17 protein-coding genes and 1 pseudogene are annotated in these 18,578 nt (G+C 61.1%); 3 read left to right on the forward strand and 15 right to left on the reverse strand.

Annotated elements, in window-relative coordinates:
- Window positions 1-75: 75 nt before the first annotated feature.
- From N7E02_RS25895 to N7E02_RS25910, 4 genes and pseudogenes are all read right to left on the reverse strand, one after another.
- A complete protein-coding gene (locus N7E02_RS25895) occupies window positions 76-1,182 on the reverse strand; it encodes an ABC transporter ATP-binding protein (protein ID WP_286580582.1) in 1,107 nt (368 codons plus the stop codon).
- Window positions 1,182-2,132 carry a carbohydrate ABC transporter permease gene (locus N7E02_RS25900; RefSeq protein ID WP_286584039.1) on the reverse strand — a complete coding sequence of 317 codons (951 nt, stop codon included), beginning with the start codon at window positions 2,130-2,132 and terminating at the stop codon, window positions 1,182-1,184. Before N7E02_RS25900 ends, N7E02_RS25895 begins: the two co-directional genes overlap by 1 nt.
- Window positions 2,133-2,135: 3 nt before the next feature.
- Window positions 2,136-3,062: pseudogene (locus N7E02_RS25905) on the reverse strand (carbohydrate ABC transporter permease); the annotation flags it as partial.
- 95 nt (window positions 3,063-3,157) lie between these two features.
- Complete coding sequence (locus tag N7E02_RS25910) at window positions 3,158-4,390, reverse strand: ABC transporter substrate-binding protein (RefSeq protein ID WP_374730664.1); 1,233 nt, start codon at window positions 4,388-4,390, stop codon at window positions 3,158-3,160.
- 360 nt (window positions 4,391-4,750) lie between these two features.
- Between N7E02_RS25910 and N7E02_RS25915 the strand changes: the two genes are divergently transcribed.
- The gene (locus N7E02_RS25915; RefSeq protein ID WP_286580584.1) at window positions 4,751-5,794 is read left to right on the forward strand and encodes a LacI family transcriptional regulator; all 1,044 of its coding nucleotides are present in this window, start codon (window positions 4,751-4,753) and stop codon (window positions 5,792-5,794) included.
- A gap of 143 nt (window positions 5,795-5,937) precedes the next feature.
- Window positions 5,938-6,600 (forward strand): hypothetical protein, encoded by a 663-nt coding sequence (locus N7E02_RS25920; protein WP_286580585.1) that lies wholly within the window; start codon window positions 5,938-5,940, stop codon window positions 6,598-6,600.
- A 1-nt stretch (window position 6,601) separates the two neighbouring features.
- Here the strand turns inward: N7E02_RS25920 and N7E02_RS25925 are convergent, their stop codons facing one another.
- The 6 genes from N7E02_RS25925 to ccoG all read right to left on the reverse strand — a co-directional run bounded on the left by N7E02_RS25925 (window position 6,602) and on the right by ccoG (window position 13,490).
- On the reverse strand, window positions 6,602-7,453 hold the full coding sequence (locus N7E02_RS25925) for an MBL fold metallo-hydrolase (protein ID WP_286584043.1): 852 nt from the start codon (window positions 7,451-7,453) through the stop codon (window positions 6,602-6,604).
- Complete coding sequence (gnd, locus tag N7E02_RS25930; RefSeq protein WP_286580586.1) at window positions 7,446-8,879, reverse strand: NADP-dependent phosphogluconate dehydrogenase; 1,434 nt, start codon at window positions 8,877-8,879, stop codon at window positions 7,446-7,448. Before gnd ends, N7E02_RS25925 begins: the two co-directional genes overlap by 8 nt.
- A 108-nt stretch (window positions 8,880-8,987) precedes the next feature.
- Window positions 8,988-9,140 carry a cbb3-type cytochrome oxidase assembly protein CcoS gene (gene ccoS, locus N7E02_RS25935; RefSeq protein ID WP_286580587.1) on the reverse strand — a complete coding sequence of 51 codons (153 nt, stop codon included), beginning with the start codon at window positions 9,138-9,140 and terminating at the stop codon, window positions 8,988-8,990.
- Complete coding sequence (locus N7E02_RS25940; RefSeq protein ID WP_286580588.1) at window positions 9,137-11,416, reverse strand: cation-translocating P-type ATPase; 2,280 nt, start codon at window positions 11,414-11,416, stop codon at window positions 9,137-9,139. The genes ccoS and N7E02_RS25940 overlap by 4 nt, the downstream gene beginning before the upstream one ends.
- A complete protein-coding gene (locus N7E02_RS25945) occupies window positions 11,416-11,907 on the reverse strand; it encodes a FixH family protein (RefSeq protein WP_286580589.1) in 492 nt (163 codons plus the stop codon). The genes N7E02_RS25940 and N7E02_RS25945 overlap by 1 nt, the downstream gene beginning before the upstream one ends.
- On the reverse strand, window positions 11,904-13,490 hold the full coding sequence (gene ccoG / locus N7E02_RS25950; protein ID WP_286580591.1) for a cytochrome c oxidase accessory protein CcoG: 1,587 nt from the start codon (window positions 13,488-13,490) through the stop codon (window positions 11,904-11,906). Before ccoG ends, N7E02_RS25945 begins: the two co-directional genes overlap by 4 nt.
- A gap of 126 nt (window positions 13,491-13,616) precedes the next feature.
- On the opposite strand from ccoG, the gene N7E02_RS25955 reads away from it, so the two are divergent.
- Complete coding sequence (locus N7E02_RS25955) at window positions 13,617-14,021, forward strand: SRPBCC family protein (protein WP_286584044.1); 405 nt, start codon at window positions 13,617-13,619, stop codon at window positions 14,019-14,021.
- 99 nt (window positions 14,022-14,120) lie between these two features.
- On the opposite strand, the gene ccoP is transcribed toward N7E02_RS25955, so the two are convergent.
- From ccoP to N7E02_RS25980, 5 genes are all read right to left on the reverse strand, one after another.
- Complete coding sequence (gene ccoP / locus N7E02_RS25960; protein ID WP_286580592.1) at window positions 14,121-14,984, reverse strand: cytochrome-c oxidase, cbb3-type subunit III; 864 nt, start codon at window positions 14,982-14,984, stop codon at window positions 14,121-14,123.
- Between the two features lies 1 nt (window position 14,985).
- On the reverse strand, window positions 14,986-15,138 hold the full coding sequence (locus N7E02_RS25965) for a cbb3-type cytochrome c oxidase subunit 3 (RefSeq protein WP_286580593.1): 153 nt from the start codon (window positions 15,136-15,138) through the stop codon (window positions 14,986-14,988).
- Between the two features lie 11 nt (window positions 15,139-15,149).
- A complete protein-coding gene (gene ccoO / locus N7E02_RS25970) occupies window positions 15,150-15,881 on the reverse strand; it encodes a cytochrome-c oxidase, cbb3-type subunit II (RefSeq protein WP_286580594.1) in 732 nt (243 codons plus the stop codon).
- Window positions 15,882-15,892: 11 nt separating this feature from the next.
- Window positions 15,893-17,515: a cytochrome-c oxidase, cbb3-type subunit I gene (ccoN, locus tag N7E02_RS25975; RefSeq protein WP_286580595.1), complete on the reverse strand. Its 1,623-nt coding sequence runs from the start codon at window positions 17,513-17,515 to the stop codon at window positions 15,893-15,895.
- A gap of 274 nt (window positions 17,516-17,789) precedes the next feature.
- Window positions 17,790-18,506 (reverse strand): PAS domain-containing protein, encoded by a 717-nt coding sequence (locus tag N7E02_RS25980; RefSeq protein WP_286580596.1) that lies wholly within the window; start codon window positions 18,504-18,506, stop codon window positions 17,790-17,792.
- Window positions 18,507-18,578 lie beyond the last annotated feature (72 nt).

An 18,578-nucleotide genomic window follows, 5' to 3' on the forward strand; every position in this document is an offset into this window, starting at 1 on the left:
CACGTCCCTTGTCCCCGGTCAGGCCGGGGACAAGGGACCGGCAGCAGGGAGAGGGGTACATCCCGCCGCAGGTAATCAAATCCTTTCCTCCGTCTGTGCGTCGAAGAGCGAGGCCATCGTCATGTCGAAGCCGAGACGGACTTTCGAGCCGACCGCATAGCGTCGCGCGCCGCCAATGCGGACCGAGATCGTGTGGCCGGCAAGCTTGAGCCAGATGAGGTTGTCTGCGCCCATCGGTTCCTCGATATCGACGATCGCCTCGTGGACCTCTTCGTCGGAAAGATCGCCATCCACCCTGATATGTTCGGGACGGACGCCGAGTACGACCTTTCGTCTAGCGGCAAGCGCCTCGGAGGCCTCGTAGCCGGCGAGCGAGAAGCTGACGCCATTGGTGCGGAAGACCGGGCGACCGCCCTCCTCCGCCAGTTCGCCGGTCAGGAAATTCATCGACGGCGAGCCGATGAAGCCGGCGACGAACTTGTTCCTCGGGCGATTGTAGATTGTGATCGGATCGTCGAGCTGCTGGATGACGCCGCTCTTCATGATCGCGATGCGGTCCGCCAGTGTCAGGGCCTCGATCTGGTCGTGGGTAACGTAGATCATGGTGTTCTTCAGCGACTGGTGCAGGCGCTTGATCTCGACGCGCAGTTCTGAGCGAAGTTTCGCATCGAGGTTGGACAGCGGCTCGTCGAACAGGAAGACATCGACATCGCGCACCAGTGCACGGCCGATTGCGACACGCTGGCGCTGGCCACCGGAGAGTGCCGCGGGCTTCCGCTGCAAGAGCGGCTCGATCTGCAGGATGCCGGCCGCGCGGGCGATGCGCCTGTCGATCTCATCCTTCGCCACACCGGCCACCTTGAGGCCGAACGAGAGGTTCTTCTCCACCGTCATCTGCGGGTAGAGCGCGTAGGACTGGAACACCATGCCGATGCCACGGTCCTTGGGCTCTTCCCAGGTGACGTTACGGTCCTTGATGAAGATCTGTCCTTCGGTCGGCTCAAGAAGGCCTGCAATGCAGTTCAAAAGCGTGGACTTGCCGCAGCCGGATGACCCGAGCAGGACGAGAAATTCGCCGTCCTTGATGTCAAGATTGAGATTTTCGAGAACCGTTACTGCGCCGAAGGACAGCGACAGATCGCGGATGGAAACACTGTTGGAAAGATTGGAGAGGTCGGTCATCAAGGCTTACCCTTTACTGCGCCGGCGGCGATGCCGCGAACGAACAGCCGGCCGGAAACGAAATAGACGATGAGCGGAACAGCGCCGGTGAGCAGCGTCGCTGCCATGTTGACGTTATATTCCTTCACCCCCTGGACGGAGTTGACGATGTTGTTGAGCTGGATCGTCATCGGATAGGTGTCGGGCCGGGTGAAGACGACGCCGAAGAGGAAGTCGTTCCAGATGCCGGTGACCTGGATGATGATCGCCACGACGAAGATCGGCAGCGACATGGGCAGCATGATGCGGCCGTAGATCTGCCAGAAGCCGGCGCCGTCGATGCGGGCTGCCTTGAACAATTCCTCCGGCAGGCCGGCGAAATAGTTGCGGAAGAGCAGCGTCAGGATCGGCATGCCGAAGATCGTGTGGACGATAACGAGGCCGGTCAGCGAGCCGTAGATGCCGATTTCCCGAAGGATGATGACGATCGGGTAGATCATCACCTGATACGGGATGAAGGCGCCGACGATCAGCACTGCAAAGAACAGTTCCGAACCCTTGAACCGCCAGTTGGCAAGCGCATAGCCGCTGACCGAGGCGACCGCGATCGACACGACGACGGAAGGCACGAGGATGCGCACCGAGTTCCAGAAACCGCGCGAAAGACCGTCGCAATTGAGGCCTGTGCAGGCCTGCGACCACGCCTTCACCCAGGGTTCGAAGGTGATTTCCATCGGCGGCGAAAAGATGTTGCCGAGGCGCACTTCCGGCATGCCCTTGAGCGACGTCACGACCATCACGTAGAGCGGCAATAGATAGTAGAGTGCCGCAAGGCCGAGAATGCCGTAGATCATGATGTTGCGGCCGGACAGGACGCGCTTGGGCCTCTTGCCCCGCGGCCCGGATGCAAGCTCGGTCTTGACGGCGTCCATGCCGGCGCCTGTCGCATTGAGAGTGGAGACGTTAGCCACGCTTCTTCCTCCGAATTCGAGATAGGCCCAGGGGATGATGATGATCGCGACCGTGAGCAGCATCATGGTGGAGGCGGCAAAGCCCTGCCCCAGGTTTTGCGCCTGGAACATGTAGTCGTAGACATATTTCGCCGGCACTTCGGACGCATTGCCCGGGCCGCCGGACGTCTGCGCCACCACGAGATCGTAGAGCTTGACGATGCCGCTACCGATCAGGACGAGCGTAGTGATGAAGACAGGCCGCATCATCGGGATGACGACGAAGAGATAGGTCCGCCACATCGGGATTCCGTCAACGCGTGCGGCCTTCCAGATGTCCTCGTCAATGCCGCGCAGGCCAGCCAGCATCAGGCACATGACGAGCCCTGTCCCCTGCCAGAGACCCGCGATCAGGATGCCATAGATGACGATGTCGGGATTATAGAGCGGATCGAAGGTGAAGCTCGTCCAGCCGAGCGAGCGGACGATGCCCTGCACGCCGAATTCAGGATTGAGGATCCACTGCCAGACAAGGCCGGTAACGATGAAGGACAGCGCGAAGGGATAAAGAAAGATCGTGCGGAAGGCGCTTTCGAAGCGGATCTTCTGGTCCATCAGCGCCGCCAGCACGAAGCCGATCACCAGCGAGAAGATCAGCGAGAGAATGCCGTAGACGAGCAGGTTCTCGATCGAGATCCACCAGCGCGACGATGCCCAGAGGCGGTCATACTGGGTCAGTCCGACGAAATTCGCCCGCGGCAGAAGCCTGGAACTGGTGAAGGAATAGACCACGGTCCAGATCGTGCCGCCGAAGAAGATGACGGTGGCCACGAGGATCATCGGGGTCAGCGCAATCTTGGAATGGAGATTGCGGAAGAGTTGGTTCGGTCGGCCGGATGGGGCTTTGGGCGGGACGGATGACCGCGCGGGTGACGGCACGGAATTTGCCATGGTTCCTCCTCGATCGGCATGCGGCGGGCGCAGGCTTTCCTGCTGGCCCCGATCACTCGGGGCCAGTGCGGTTCATGATCGTGATGGGGCGGGTATCAGTCCGCCGAGCCGATGATCGAGGCGAAGCGCTCCTGCGCCTGTTCCGGCGTCATCGATTCATTGGCGAAGAACTCGGCCATCAGGTCCTCCTTCTGCTTCTGCGTATCGGCAGAAACGAGCTGGTCGGTGCTGATCGCAGTGCTGCCGTTGGATATGATCTCGATGCCCTTCTTCATGCAGTCATTGGCGGCTGCAAGATCGACGTCGCTGCGGATCGGAACCGAGCCTTTCTTGAGGTTGAATGCGACCTGAACCTTGGGATCGACAATCGTTTCGGCCAGCACTTCCTGCGCCTTCGACTTTTCCTCGTCGTCGAGAAGCGGGAAGTAGATGGCGTCGCCGCCGGTGGTCAGGGTCTGGTTCAGGCCGAGGCCCGGAAGGCAGCTATATTCCTTGCCGGCGGTCTGTCCCGCCTGCTGGAACTCGCCCTGCGCCCAGTCACCCATGATCTGCCCGCCGGCCTTGCCGGTGATGACCAGATTGGTGGCCTGGTTCCAGTCCTGTACGTTAGAGCCCTTGGCGAGCTTTCGTGCATCGTCGGCTGCCGCGAAGATCTTGGCGATCTCCGGTCCGGCAGCTGTCTCCTCGTCCTTGTCCTTGTAGACCTTGTTGTAGAGGTCCGTGCCACCGAGCGAGATGACCAGCGTGTCGAACAGGCCGTTCACCTGGAAGGCCGAGCCACCGACCGCGAGCGGCTGAATGCCGGCCTCTCTCAGCTTCGGACCGGCCGCGACGAACTCGTTCCAGTCCTTCGGCACCGGCACGCCGGCCTTTTCGAAGGCGGCATTGGAAAGCCACAGCCACTGCCAGGAATGAATATTGACCGGCGCGCAATAAATCTTGCCCTCGAAGGTGCAGCTGTCGAGCAGGCTTACCGGCTTGATGACGTCCTTCCACTTGCCTTTCTCGGCCACGTCGGTCAGGTCGCGCATCAGCCCTTCCTGAACCAGTTCCTCGGCCTGGCGGCCGTGGTTGAACTGTGTGGCGCCCATCGGATCACCACCGGTGATGCGGCTGATCATGATCGGCCGCGCCGTGCTGCCGGATCCGGCGATCGCGCCGTCGATCCATTTGTTGCCGGTGGCATCGAACGCTGTTGCCAATTCCTTGACCGCCGCGGCTTCGCCTCCCGACGTCCACCAATGCGTGACTTCTAAGTCTGCGGCTTGCGTGATGCACGGCAGTGCCACGGTGGCAGCCATTACAGCTGCAAAAGCACGAAATCCCATGAGTCTCCTCCCTCACTGAAACGTTGCAGTAAAAAGCTAGGGCAAAGATTGTTGGGTGGCAACCCCACATGGTTGAAATATCAACTCACAACAATGATGCGCAACCAAAGGTCGAGTTCGAATGGCGCGATGGGAGGATAATATTTCCACGATTTCGGGATATGGATCGATCCATAGAATCTTTTATTTTGCAGTGCAAAAAATATGTGCATCTGCGTAATCCCAACGATTGGTTGTGTACACGCTCAAATATCGTAAAAAAGGCGCTTGAAATTTACCTGTAACGTTTCAGATTTTTACCGTATGTAGCGATATCGAGCATGACGAGCTAAACAGGCGCATTTCAGTGCGAGCGGCACGATGGACGAGAAAACCAAAAGAATCCCGGCGACGGCACCAGCCGAGCGCCCTACCCTGAAGACGATCGCTTACATGACCGGGCTCGGTATCACGACCGTGTCGCGCGCCTTGAAGGATGCCCCCGACATAGGCTCCGACACCAAGGAGCGTGTTCGCCTCGTCGCCCGCCAACTCGGCTACCAGCCGAACCGCGCCGGTGTGCGCCTGCGAACCGGCAAGACGAATGTCATCGCGTTGGTCCTCTCTATAGAGCAGGAGCTGATGGGTTTCACCAACCAACTGGTTCAGGGCATTACGGAAGTTCTGGGCGGCACGCAGTATCACCTTGTGGTGACGCCGCATTCCTTCGAGAAGGACCCGATGGTGCCGATCCGCTATATTCTCGACACGGGGTCGGCCGACGGTGTGATCATCTCGCGTATCGAACCGGAGGATCCGCGCGTGCGGCTGATGACGGAACGGAACCTGCCCTTCGTCACCCATGGTCGCACGGACATGGGGCTCGCCCATCCATTCCACGACTTCGACAATGAGGCCTATGCCTATCAGGCGGTGGAGCAACTGGTGAAGCGCGGCCGCAAGCGCATCGCGCTGCTCGCGCCCCAGAGCCGTTTTTCCTATCACATCCATAGCCGTATCGGTTTCGAGCGCGGTCTCGTCGATTTTAAGGCGACGGAAGTTTCGATGGGACGGACGACGACCGAGACCTCGCTCGACGAGATAAGGGCTTATGCCGAGCGGATGTCCCGCCTGCCCGAGCCGCCCGATGGGATCATATCCCTCAGCGGTTCATCCTCGATCGCGATGATTGCAGGGATCGAAGCGGCCGGCCGCAAGGTTGGCCAGGACGTCGATCTCGTCTCCAAGCAATCGGCGGAATTCCTGAACTGGATACGTCCGGAAATCCTGACGGTGACCGAAGATGTGCGCCATGCCGGCCGCGAACTCGCCAAGGCGGTACTGGCAAGAATCGACGGTGTCGCGCCGGAAATGCTGCAGAGCATGGACGGGCCGTCATGGTCGGTGATCGGGCCGAGGGGGTGACTGCACGGGACCTGTGTTGCTGCTCCACGTCACGCAACAAGCCGGCAAGGCCGTCTACCAGAGACCGGCGCAATGCAACGCCTTCGATAATCGATGCTACGCGAGAAGGAGAGCGGCGTTTAAGCCCGGAAGCCCCTGCCGCAATGGTTGCAAGCCTGAAGAAAGGTTGCCACCTCAAAATGCGGGAAATTTGGGAGACCGATCTTATGCTCATAGTGGGTGATAGAAATTTTAGCGCGCAGGCACACCAGTCATCCCTGCGTGTGCAAGGGGAAACAACGTATTTCGATCTGCACCAGAGAGAGCTCGCTTTCGCCCTCGATCCTGCCGAGTTGTCGAATAGTGCCAGGTTGCAGAGAGCAGGGCTCAAGGAGGAGCGTTTCTCCATGGAGGATCATGGCATCGTTCTCGACCAGAAGGCTGAGAATACATGGCTCGTCGAGAAATCGGGTGTCGATTTCGGTGAGAAGTTCCTGAAACTTTCGGAGATGACGATTGCAGAGCGCCTTCGTTTTTTCTTCCTCGAGGACAGGGAAATGACCGAAGACGACCTCAAGGCGATGAGCGAAAAGGATCGGCAAGCCATCGAAGACCAAATCCGCCACATGATCATGGCGGCGCTGGGCTGGGATGACGACGAGTACGACGCGGCCTTCGGAAAATACCTGTCTTCGCAAGGCGAAGCGGGATCTACAGGGCAAGCGGGCGGTGGTGACTCGCCAGACAATCTCGGTCAAATCGACGCGGATCCGATGCTCGCACTACTGGCCGGTACGCAGGTATCCACCGACCACGACGACACGTAAGCTAGAGCGGGATGACCAGGCCGTCGCGCCCGACGATCAGTTCGCCTGCGTAGGTTTCGGCCAATGCGCGCCGCCAGTCATCCTCGGTGAAATTCGGATCGTCGGCGGGAATGAGGTGATTGAGCGCCAGCCGCTCAACACCTGCGTCCGTCGCTATACGCCCCGCATCGGCTCCAAATGTGTGGGATGCGACTAGGTGCTCGCGCAGCCGCGCACCGTTGCCGGTGCGCGCGACCAGACTGTCAATCCCGGCCGGCAGCATTGCCTCGTGTACCAGGAGGTCGGCGCCGAGGGCGAAATCGGCCAGCGGCGGAAAATAGGCGGTATCCGACGAGAAGACGACGGATCGGCTGCCGGCCTTAAATTTCAGCGCGAAGCATTCAGTCACCGGCGGGTGATCAACGCGCAGCGCCTCGACCTCGACACCATCGAGATCAGCCACCCTGCCCGGTCCGTATTCGCGGATGATTACCAGATCGGTGAGAACCGGGCGGCCCTCGTCGTCGATTCGGGTTTCGATGTCATAGGCGAGCGAGGCGAGAAAACCCTGCCAGAGCGCCCCGATGCCGGGCGGCCCATAGACGGTGACAGTGTGAGCGAGCCCGGATGTCCATGCGGTGTGGATCAGCGGGCCGAGTTCGAGCACATGGTCGGAATGCAGGTGGGTGATGAAGATGAGGTCGAGTTCGCGAAGCGTCATGCCGGCTTCCACGAGGCCCCGCGTTACGCCAAGGCCGCAATCGACGACGATGCGCCGACCGGCAAGGTCGAGCAGCATCGAGGTCGGGGATGGGCCGCCCGGCCGGATAGCCGGGCCGCCCTTCGATCCGAGAAGGACCAGCCGATCAGGCAAAATCGGCAAGGCCGCTGCCCCAGGGGCCGTGATGCTTGTCGACACCGTCCAGACGATCGAAGCCGTGGGCGCCGAAGAAGTCGCGCTGCGCCTGGATCAGGTTTGCCGTGCCCCTGCCCCGACGGTAGGCATCGAAATAGTTCAGCGCGGAAGCAAGTGCCGGAACCGGAAGGCCGTTCAAGGCCGCATAGGAGACGATGCGGCGCAGCGGAGCGTCTGTGTCCTTTACCATCTGCGAGAAGGCCGGGGTGACGATGAGATTGGCCACCTTCGGATCCTTGGTGAAGGCCGAGGTAATCTCGTCGAGGAACTGCGAGCGGATGATGCAGCCGTCGCGCCAGATCTTGGCGATGGTCGGCATCGGCAAGTTCCAGTCGAATTCCTTCGACGCTGCGGCCATGACTGCAAAGCCCTGCGCATAGGCGCCGATTTTTGCGGCGAGAAGCGCGAGCTCCAGATCGGCGAGGAAGGCCATGCCGTCCTTCGGCTTTTCCGGGGTGACCGGCTTGCCGAAGATCTTTTCGGCGGCTTCACGCTCGGTCTTCAGCGACGACAGGACGCGGCCGGCGACGGCCGCCTCGATTGCCGTTGCGGCGACGCCCATGTTCTGGGCCTCGATGACCGACCACTTGCCGGTGCCCTTCTGGCCGGCGGAATCGACGATCACGTCGACCATCGGCTTCTTGGAGATCGGATCGACTGCCTTCAGCACCTTCTCGCTGATCTCGATCAGGTAGGAATTCAGACGCCCGCCGTTCCAGCGTCCGAAGACATCACCGATTTCCGATGCGCTCATTCCCATACCGTCGCGCAGGATGCCGTAGATTTCGGCGATCATCTGCATGTCGGCATATTCGATGCCGTTATGGATGGTCTTGACGAAGTGGCCGGCACCGTTCGGGCCAAGCCAGTCGACGCAGGGCTCGCCGTTGAATTTCGCCGAGATCGAGGTCAGCACCTTCTCGACGCGCTTCCAGCTGTCTTCCGAGCCGCCGACCATGATCGACGGTCCGTGACGTGCACCTTCTTCGCCGCCGGAAACGCCCATGCCGATGAAGGTCAGGTCGCTGTTTTCCAGGCTCTCGAAGCGGCGCATCGTGTCACGGAAATTGGCATTGCCCGCGTCGATCATGATGTCGCCGGAAGAAAGGTAAGGCTTCAGCAGTTCCATCTGCTGGTCGACCGGTTCGCCGGCCTTGATCATGATGATGATCGGCCGCGGCGGACGGATGGCCTTGATGAAGTCTTCCAGCGTCTCGCAGGGAATGATCTGGCCCTGCAGTTCGCCGGCATCCGCATAGAATTTCTTGGTGACTTCGGGCGTGCGGTTGAAGACCGCGATCTTGTTGCCTTTTTCGGCAATATTGAGGGAAAGGTTGGCGCCCATGACGCCAAGACCGATTAGGCCGATTTCTGCCTGTTCCACGGGGAAGCCTCCGAATTTGTTGCGCCTTCTTTTGGCATCCGGATGTCGCTGGAGCAAGCCGAGGTTTGGCCAATTCAGCCATATTCCGCAGCACCCGGAAGAACCGCTTCAACTAGGGCGATCTTCCCCGTCGTCCATGATCCTCCAGGCTGCGCCATCGAGATCCTCATACTGGCCGTTTCTCAGGGACCAGAGGAATGCGACAAGTCCGAGCCCGCCGAGGAAAAGCGCGACCGGTATGAGGTAGATCAGCATGTTCATGCGGCGCGGATCTCCTCTTCGGCGGCCTGTACCGCCGCGCTGGGCTGCGACAATAGGCCCTCCGCACCGACGTGGTTCAGCCTGAGCGCATTTGCCACGACAATGATGGATGAGGTCGACATCGCAACGGCGGCGATGAGCGGCGTCGCATAGCCCGCAAGCGCGATCGGAACGGCGATGACGTTGTAGCCGATCGCCAGCGCAAAATTCTGGCAGATCAGCTTTCCTGCGCGGCGGGAGATGCCGATCGCCAGCGGCACCGCATTCAGGCTCTCATGCATGAAGACGAAGTCGGCGGCCTGCCGCCCGATATCCGCCGCGGTGGCCGGCGCCATGGACACATGCGCGGCGGCCAGCGCCGGTGCATCATTGATCCCGTCGCCAACCATCAGCACCTTGCGCCCCTCCCCGGCCAGCGCAGCGCAATGCTCGGCCTTGCCTTTGGGCGAAACCTCTGCCTTCCATTGCGCGATCGCCAGTTGTCCGGCAAGCGCTTGAACCGTCGGAATACGGTCGCCCGATACCACGCCGAGCTCCATTCCCTCTTCCGCAAGCGTGCGAATGGCCGAAGCGGCATCTTCCCGAAGCGCGTCCTCGAAGCGGAGGACTGCAATTTCGATCCCGTCGCGCGAAAGCACCGCCTCAAGACTTGTGTCTTTGCCGACGCGCTCGTCACCGCAAGCGAAACGTCGATTACCCAACCGATAAAGACTATCCCCTCGACGGGCTTCCAGGCCGCTTCCCGGTATCTCGATCACATCGTCGAAAAGCGGGAATGGCCCGGCGACCGCCGAGCAGATCGCCCGCGAGAGTGGGTGACGGGAATGGGCCGCAAGGCCCGCCGCGAGCGCAAGGATCTGCGCCGGGATATCCGCGGCATTGATGAGCTTCGGCCGGCCGAGGGTCAGGGTGCCGGTCTTGTCGAAAAGCACAGTGTCGACCTGCGCCAGCCGCTCCATCGCCGAGCCGTCCTTGACCATGATGCCGTTCCTGAACAGTCGTCCGGCCGCGACCACCTGGACGACCGGGACCGCCAGTCCGAGCGCGCATGGGCATGTTATGATCAAGACGGCAATGGCAATCAGCATCGCCCGCTTCCAGTCTCCACCGGCAAATCCCCATGCGAAGAAGGCGGTAAGTGCCAGGAGATGCACGGCGGGCGAATAATACTGTGCGGCGCGATCCGCCAGACGCCGATAGCCAGCCTTCGCCCCCTCGGCCACCTCCATCAGCGAGATCACCTCGGCGAGGAAGGAATCCTTTGCGGACGCTGTGACCTTGATGATCATCGAGCCTGTGAGGCTGAGCGTGCCGGCGTGCACGGTGGCGCCCGCAGCAACTGCCTGCGGTACGCTTTCACCGGTAACGATCGAGACGTCGAGATCGCTTGCGCCCCACTCGACAACGCCATCGACGGGGATCCGTTCACCCATGGCGATTGCCACCCGGTCGCCCGGCTTCACCTCTTCGACCGGGCGGTATTCGCGCGTTCCGTCGGCTGGCACCACCATGGCACCGCGCGGTGACAGGCGGGCAAGCCCGCTGACCGCCGCCCTCGCCCGATCGCGCATGATATGATCCAGCGTGCGGCCGATGAGCAGGAAGAACAAGAGCGAGACCGTCGCGTCGAACCAGGCGTGTTCGCCGTGATGCAGGGTTTCCCAGAGCGAAACCGCATAGGAGAGCGTGATCGCCAGCGCGATCGGCACATCCATGTTGGTGCGGCCTCGTTTCAGTACCGCCCAGGCCGAGGCGTAGAAGAATCGTCCGCCATAGATCAGCGCCGGCGCTGCAATCATCGCCGAAATCCAGTGGAAGAGATCGCGCGTTGCTGCATCCGCGCCGGACCAGACCGAGACCGAGAGCAGCATAATGTTGGCGGCGGCGAAACCGCAGAGTGCGACCGCGCGCAACAGATCCCTCTGCAGTCTGTCACCATCATCCAGCGAGGCGTCGAAAAGATAGGAATCGTAGCCCGTCGCGGCGCTAATCGCTTCGACGAATTCGGCCGGATCGACCATGCCATTGCCCTGGCCCTTGTCCCAAACGATCGAGACCCGCTTGGTGGAAAGATTGACCCGCGCCTTCTCGACACTTGGCAATGCCCGCAGCACCTTTTCGATGGAGACGATACAGGCGCCGCAATGCACGCCCGGCACGCTTAGATCGATTTGCTTCCTGCCCTCGCCGAGGTCGCGGCTGGCCAGCAGCATTTCTTCGGAGGATGGCGCCGACCTGGTCACGTCACCTTCCGAACCGGGGGCACAGCAGCTCATCACTTCGCTCCATGGACCGAGATGCGCTCCGCGTGATGCAGAATGCGGGTGCCGGCATCTTCCGCAATCGCCTCGACGATCCAGTGGCCGGGCAAGACCTGGTGCGAGGCGGTGAACACGCCCTCGCCGTCAGGTGTAAGCTCCAGCTGGAAATCCTGATGTTCGCCGACCGGCCGCTTGAAATTCAGGATCAAGTGATCGGCCGGCATGGCAGCGCCGTCCGCGCCGATGATTTCATACCGCACGGTATCCGCCGCAATCGTCAGCTTGCCGGTCACGCCGGTCGCAGCCAGCGCGCGTGCCTGCGCCACCTTGCCGTTGAACTGCTGGCTGGCGACATAGGTGTTCTCGACGACGAAGCCGCTCCAACTGGTGAAGGCGTTATAGGCCATGTAGAAATTCACCGAAATGATCGTGCCGAAGAAGAGCACCATGACGGCCACCATATGCCAGCCGGTGAAGACAAAACCCTTGTTCGATGCGGTGTTCATCTGTTTCCTCCGGGAGCAAAGAAATTGGCCGAATAGCTGTCACGCTCATGGCTCGAACGGTCCTCGGCGATGAAGTGGAAACGGCTCTCACTCTTCGCGGACGACTTGGGCAGGGTCACATAGGCCTTGAGCGCCATGGCCTTGTCGGGCTGGACCTCGATGGCGAAGACGCGGCCCGGCACATCGCTGACGCCGATGATCTTCATCGTCGCGTCGGGCATGCCGTCGAGAGACAAAAGCACGGTGCGCGGCTCCGGGATCATGTTGAGCAGCCGGATCGTGTATCCGTTTCGGATCGAACCGTCAGACTCCATCACGAACTGCGGATTGCGGTCATGCAGGACGTTGATTTCCAGCCGGTCGCGCGACAGAAGCGCGAAGATGAGGCCAATGCCCACGGCCGTCCATACGCCCATGTAGAGGAGCGTTCTCGGCCGCAGCAGGATCTTCCAGTTGAAATGGCGAACGCCATCCGCGAAGGCGCCGTCCGGCTTGCGTACACGCTTCGGATCGATCGCAGCCGTCCCTGAAGCCGTCGCCAGCGCCATGTTGGAATCGTATTCGTCGAGCGTTGCATAGGCGATCAGGCCGCGCGGTTTGCCGATTTTGTCCATCACCCCGTCGCAGGCATCGATACAGAGCGCACAGGTGATACAGGCCATCTGCTGGCCGTCCCGGATGTCGATGCCCATGGGACAGACTGCGACGCAGGCGTTGCAGTCGACACAGTCGCCGACCGACTGGCCGGCCGCGATCGCCTTCTTGGCGTGCCGGCTGCGCGGCTCCCCACGCCAGTCGTTATAGGTCACGGTCAGCGAATGCTCGTCGAGCATCGCACCCTGAATGCGCGGCCAGGGACACATGTAGATGCAAACCTGCTCGCGCATCAGGCCGCCGAGCAGGTAGGTCGTTGCCGTCAGAATGGCGACGGTCGAATAGGCCGCATAGGGAGCCTGCCCCGTAACGAAGTCGAAGGCCAGAGACGGTGCGTCGGCGAAGTAGAAGATCCAGGCGCCGCCGGTCGCGACGGCGATTGCAATCCAGATCGAATGCTTGGCAGTCCGCTTGACGACCTTGTCCGTGGTCCATGGACCCGCATCGAGCTTTATCCGCGCGTTGCGATCCCCTTCGACGAAACGCTCGACCGCGAGAAACAGATCGACCCAGACCGTCTGGGGACAGGCATATCCGCACCAGGCACGCCCAACGGCGGAAGTCAGCAGGAACAGGCCGAAACCGGCCATGACCAGAAGGCCCGCGACGAAGAAGAATTCCTGCGGCCAGATCTCGATGAAAAAGAAATAGAAGCGTCGGCCGGCAAGATCGATCAATACGGCCTGGTCGGGAGCGTAAGGCCCGCGGTCCCAGCGTATCCACGGCGTCAGGTAGTAGATGCCGAGGGTCACCAGCACGACCAGCCATTTCAGCCGGCGAAAGCGCCCTTCGGCTCGTTTCGGGAAGATCTTCTTCCGCTTTTCATAGAGCGGCTCACGGCCCTGTCCGGGCGGATGAACCGATTTCACATCAATGCGTTCAACGGATGCGTCAGTCGGGCCGACGCCGGGAGCGGAGTAAAGATTCATCGGAACCTTCCTTTGTTCCCTGCCTTCTCCCACCGCGCGGGTCCCGCTTCCTTGACTTAAGTCAAGCTGCGACATCTGGTGCAGCTGCACAGCCGGCGCCTGTGTATGGTTACGGAGGAACAAGCCTTGAGCACGATGTTCGCACGAATTGTCCACGCTCCGATCGAGAGGCCCTGGCGGGAGGTTTACGCCTTCGCGTCGCAGCCGGAGAACATGCCGCAATGGGCGGCCGGCCTGGCCTCGGGCCTGACCCGCGAGGGCGAAGATTGGATCGGCGACGGTGGCCCGATCGGCAAGATCCGTGTCCGCTTCGCTCCACAGAATGATCTCGGCGTTATTGACCACACGGTGACATTGGAAAACGGCGCCCGTTTTGAGAATGCTCTGAGGGTCGTGCCGAATGGCGATGGCGCGGAGGTGATGTTCACTCTGCTTCGGGCCCCCGACATCGATGACGAAGCTTTTGAAAGAGATACGGCCGCGATCACAAAAGATCTGCAGACGTTGAAAGGCCTGCTTGAGGGCGCCTGACGATGGCGCTCTTCGCGCGCCAGACGCTCAAACAAATACGGCCAAGCCCTGAGGCTTGGCCGCATGTTTTCGATATGGTTCCTAGCCAGATATCGAACCCTACTCCCCGCCGCCCAGGGAATGGACATAGACTGCGAGCTGCTTGACGGTGACGTCGCCGAGGCGCGTCGTCCAGGCGGGCATGACGCCATGCTTGGGGCCGCGGACCTGAGCGGCGATCTCGTCCTCGCCGTGCACCTTCAGCCAGATGGCATCGGCGAGGTTCGGAGCGCCCATGTCGCGATTGCCCTCGGCATTGTCGCCGTGGCAGGAAGCGCAGTTGTCGGCGAAGAGCTGCTTGCCGGGCTCGACCATCGAGGCGTCGCGCGGTGTTCCCGTCAGGCTGACGACGTAAGCTGCGACCTGGCGGATCTCGTCGGGCTGGAGAATGTCGGCGAAGGCCGGCATTTCCGACACGCGGGTTTTCTCGTCGACGCTGTCGCGGATACCGTGCGCCACCGTCTGGTAGATTGCATCGACGCTGCCGCCCCAGAGCCAATCGTCATCGTTGAGGTTCGGATAGCCCTGTCCGCCCGCGGCGCCCGTGCCGTGGCAAGGGGTGCAGTTGACGCGAAACGCCGCTGCGCCACCGGCCGTTGCGAACTGGTTCAGTTCCGGGTTGGCGATGATTTCGTCAGGTGTCGCCGCCGCGATCCGTTCGAGCATCGCACCCTGGGCAGTCCTGGCGACATCCACCTCGGCCGCGAATTCGGCGCGGCTCGAATAGCCGAGCACGCCCTTCGTCGCATCGTTCAGCATCGGCCATGCCGGATAGAAGACCGTGTAGCCCAGTGCCCAGACGATACAGGCATAGAAGGTCCACAACCACCAGCGTGGCAGCGGGTTGTTCAATTCGCGGATGCCATCCCATTCGTGACCGGTTGTTTCGACACCGCTGATCTCGTCGATATGTTTGTCAGCCATTTCAGTCTTCCTTTAAGGGAATTTGCGCGGCCCGGTCGGCCGGTGCCTTGCCGCCGGGACGAAGGGTGAAGATCAGTACGCCGATGAAGAACAGGGTCATCGCGAGAAGGCCCCAGCTGTCGGCGAAGTGGCGCATTGCCGTATAGGCTTCCATGTTCAGCCTCCTCAGCGATAACCGGTTGCGTCGTCATAGGTGGAAAAGTCGACCAGCGTGCCGAGCATCTGGAGATAGGCGACGAGCGCATCCATCTCCGTCAGTGTCTTCGGATCGCCATCGAAATCGCCGACCTTGGCCTTCGGATAGCGCTCCAGCAGAGCACTGGTATCGGCGTTCGGATCGGCCTGAGCCTTGAGGTCGGCATTGGCCTGTTCGACCATCTCGTCGCTGTAAGGCACGCCGACCACACGGTTGGCCTTCAACTCCATCGATGCGTCGGTGATCTCGAGCGGCGTATGCTTGAGGAAGGCATAGCTCGGCATCACCGATTCCGGCACAACATCGCGCGGTTCTGTCAGGTGCTGGACGTGCCATTCGTTGGAATAGCGGTCGCCGACGCGGGCGAGATCCGGCCCCGTCCGCTTCGAGCCCCACTGGAACGGATGGTCGTACATCGATTCCGCCGCGAGGCTGTAATGGCCGTAGCGTTCCACCTCGTCGCGGAACGGACGGATCATCTGGCTGTGGCAGGTGTAGCAGCCTTCGCGAATGTAGATGTTGCGACCGGCAAGCTCCAGCGGCGTGTAGGGCCGCATTCCCTCAACTTTCTCGATGGTGTTTTCGAGATAGAAGAGCGGTGCAATTTCCACGATGCCGCCGATGGAAACGACCAGCAGCGAACCGACCAGGAGGAGCGTGGCATTGCGCTCGATGAAATGGTGTTTGTCGAGAAGTGACATGGCTCGGCTCCTTATTCGGCCGGCTGCAGGGCAGCGGGCGCGACACCGGGGGTGCGTTCCTGCCGCTCATGGCCGAGGATGGTCATGGTGATGTTGAAGGCCATGATCAGCCCGCCTGCGAGATACATGCCGCCACCGACGGCACGCAGCAGGTAGTAGGGGAACATGGCCGCGACCGTTTCCGCGAACGAGTAGACGAGGAAGCCCTGGTCGTCGTATTCGCGCCACATCAGGCCCTGCTGGACGCCGGCGACCCACATGACGGCGGCGTAGACGACGATGCCGAGCGTGGCGAGCCAGAAGTGCCAGTTGACCATGGCGAGGCTGTAGAGCCGGTTGCGGTGCCATAGTTTCGGAACGAGGAAGTAGATCGCGCCGAAGGAGATCATGCCGACCCAGCCGAGCGCGCCCGAATGCACGTGACCGATTGTCCAGTCCGTGTAATGGCTGAGCGAATTGACGGCCTTGATCGACATCATCGGGCCTTCGAATGTCGACATGCCGTAGAAGGCGATGGCGATGACCATCATGCGGATGATCGGATCGGTGCGGATCTTGTCCCAGGCGCCCGAGAGCGTCATCAGGCCGTTGATCATGCCGCCCCAGGAAGGCATCCAGAGCATGATCGAGAACACCATGCCGAGCGTCTGGGCCCAGTCGGGCAGCGCCGTGTAATGCAGGTGGTGCGGACCGGCCCAGATATACATGAAGATCAGGGCCCAGAAGTGGATGATCGACAGCCGGTAGGAATAGACCGGGCGGCCAGCCTGCTTGGGCACGAAATAATACATCATGCCGAGGAAGCCTGCGGTGAGGAAGAAGCCGACGGCATTGTGGCCGTACCACCACTGCGTCAGCGCATCCTGAACGCCGGCAAAGGCCGAATAGCTCTTCACGCCGAGGAACGACACCGGCATCGCCAGGTTGTTGACGATATGCAGCATGGCGATGGTGACGATGAAGGCCAGGTAGAACCAATTCGCCACGTAGATATGGGGTTCCTTGCGCATCAGGATCGTGCCGAGGAAGACCACCAGATAGGCGACCCAGACGATGGTCAGCCAAATGTCCACATACCATTCCGGCTCGGCATATTCCTTGCCCTGGGTGATGCCGAGCAGGTAGCCCGTGGCTGCCATGACGATGAACAGCTGGTAGCCCCAGAAGACGAACCAGGCGAGATTGCCGCCGAACAGGCGTGCCCGCGAGGTGCGCTGCACGACGTAGAACGATGTACAGAGAAGCGCGTTGCCGCCGAAGGCGAAGATGACTGCCGAGGTATGCAGCGGCCGGGTCCGGCCGAAATTGAACCACGGCTCGATGTTGAGATCGGGAAAGGCCAGTTGCAGTGCCACGACGACGCCGACCAGAAAGCCGACGACGCCCCAGAACACCGTGGCAATCGTGCCGTATTTGATGACCTCGTCGAAATATTCCGACTTTACCGGCACCGTGCGGGGAGCCCCTGCGGGCGCGAAGGAGACGCGGCGCAGCATGACGATGCTGCTGATGCCGAGCGTGAAGAAAAGCACCCACATATGGGCTGCGAATAGGCTATCATGCGCGTAGGCCGCGCCAAGCAGCGCCAGGAAAGTCCCGACAACAAGTGCTGCTGTTTCCAAAGGGTAGTTCATTGTTGGTTTCCCCAACGACGTGTTTGCACGCCGCGGTGGTGCCCGAACAACGAATCCCCTGCCCTCGCACCGCCGCGATCAACTGGAGAAATGGCAGCAGCCAGCGATGATCGCCTTGACTTGAATCAAGAGTGATCCGGCACAGCAAAGCGCGCGCCTCGCCGCTTTTTACTTTGGGGAGATCTAGCAGACGACCGCTGAAAATGGGCTAGGGACTCAGCTCCGAGAGCCGACCCCATGGCATCAGCGACTGATTGTTTTGGCCGGAACTACATCAGGCGGCAGGGCGGCGCCTGCGGTCGGACGTTTCCTGCATCACGACCAGTGCGCCGATCAATGTCGAAGAGCGGGTGATCGGCGACATGCGGCAATGCACGACCACGGTCTGCCCTTCCACTTTGTCCGCGTAGGTCAGCGTCACGTTGTCGCCTTCGAAACAGCGATCGAGGCTCGGCTGCAGGTCGTGCCGGAAATGATGCAGGCCGACGAACTCGGCAAAATGCCGCCCGATCAGCTCCTCCCGGGGCATTTCCATCCGCCGCGCATTCGTCTCGTTCGAATAGAAGATCCTGTATCCCGGCGCGACAACGACAACCCGTTCCGGCAGCTTGTTGAGGAGGGAATCGTCGAGCGAACCATCGACAATCGCCTGGGCGACATCCGGCGGCCCGGTCGTGTCGTCGGATGCGTTCTCGGTCGGAGAGGACAGGCTTTGGTCGGTTACCAGATAGCGTTCCACCAGCATCTGCAGCAAATGCGCATTGCGCCTAACGCAGCCACGGTCATCGGCTTCCTCGTTGAGAAGATCGAGAGCAAAGCGGAACTGGATGCGGATCGCAGCCTGATCCTGTTGCCCCTGACCACTGAGAATAGCCTTGATCAAAGGATCTAGCTCGCGATCGAGCCGCTCCACGGCGTCATCATCCTCACGTTCTACCGCCTGGCGAAGATCGCCATACTTGGCCCAGAACAGATCAACTAATGCTTTCACAACTGACCCCTCTCCGAAGATGCGAGAAGCGGCGTCTTCCAATTGAAGACTATACTGATCCGATCAAACACG

The sequence above is a fragment of the Terrirhizobium terrae genome (assembly GCF_030323265.1).
Taxonomy (GTDB): domain Bacteria; phylum Pseudomonadota; class Alphaproteobacteria; order Rhizobiales; family Rhizobiaceae; genus Neorhizobium.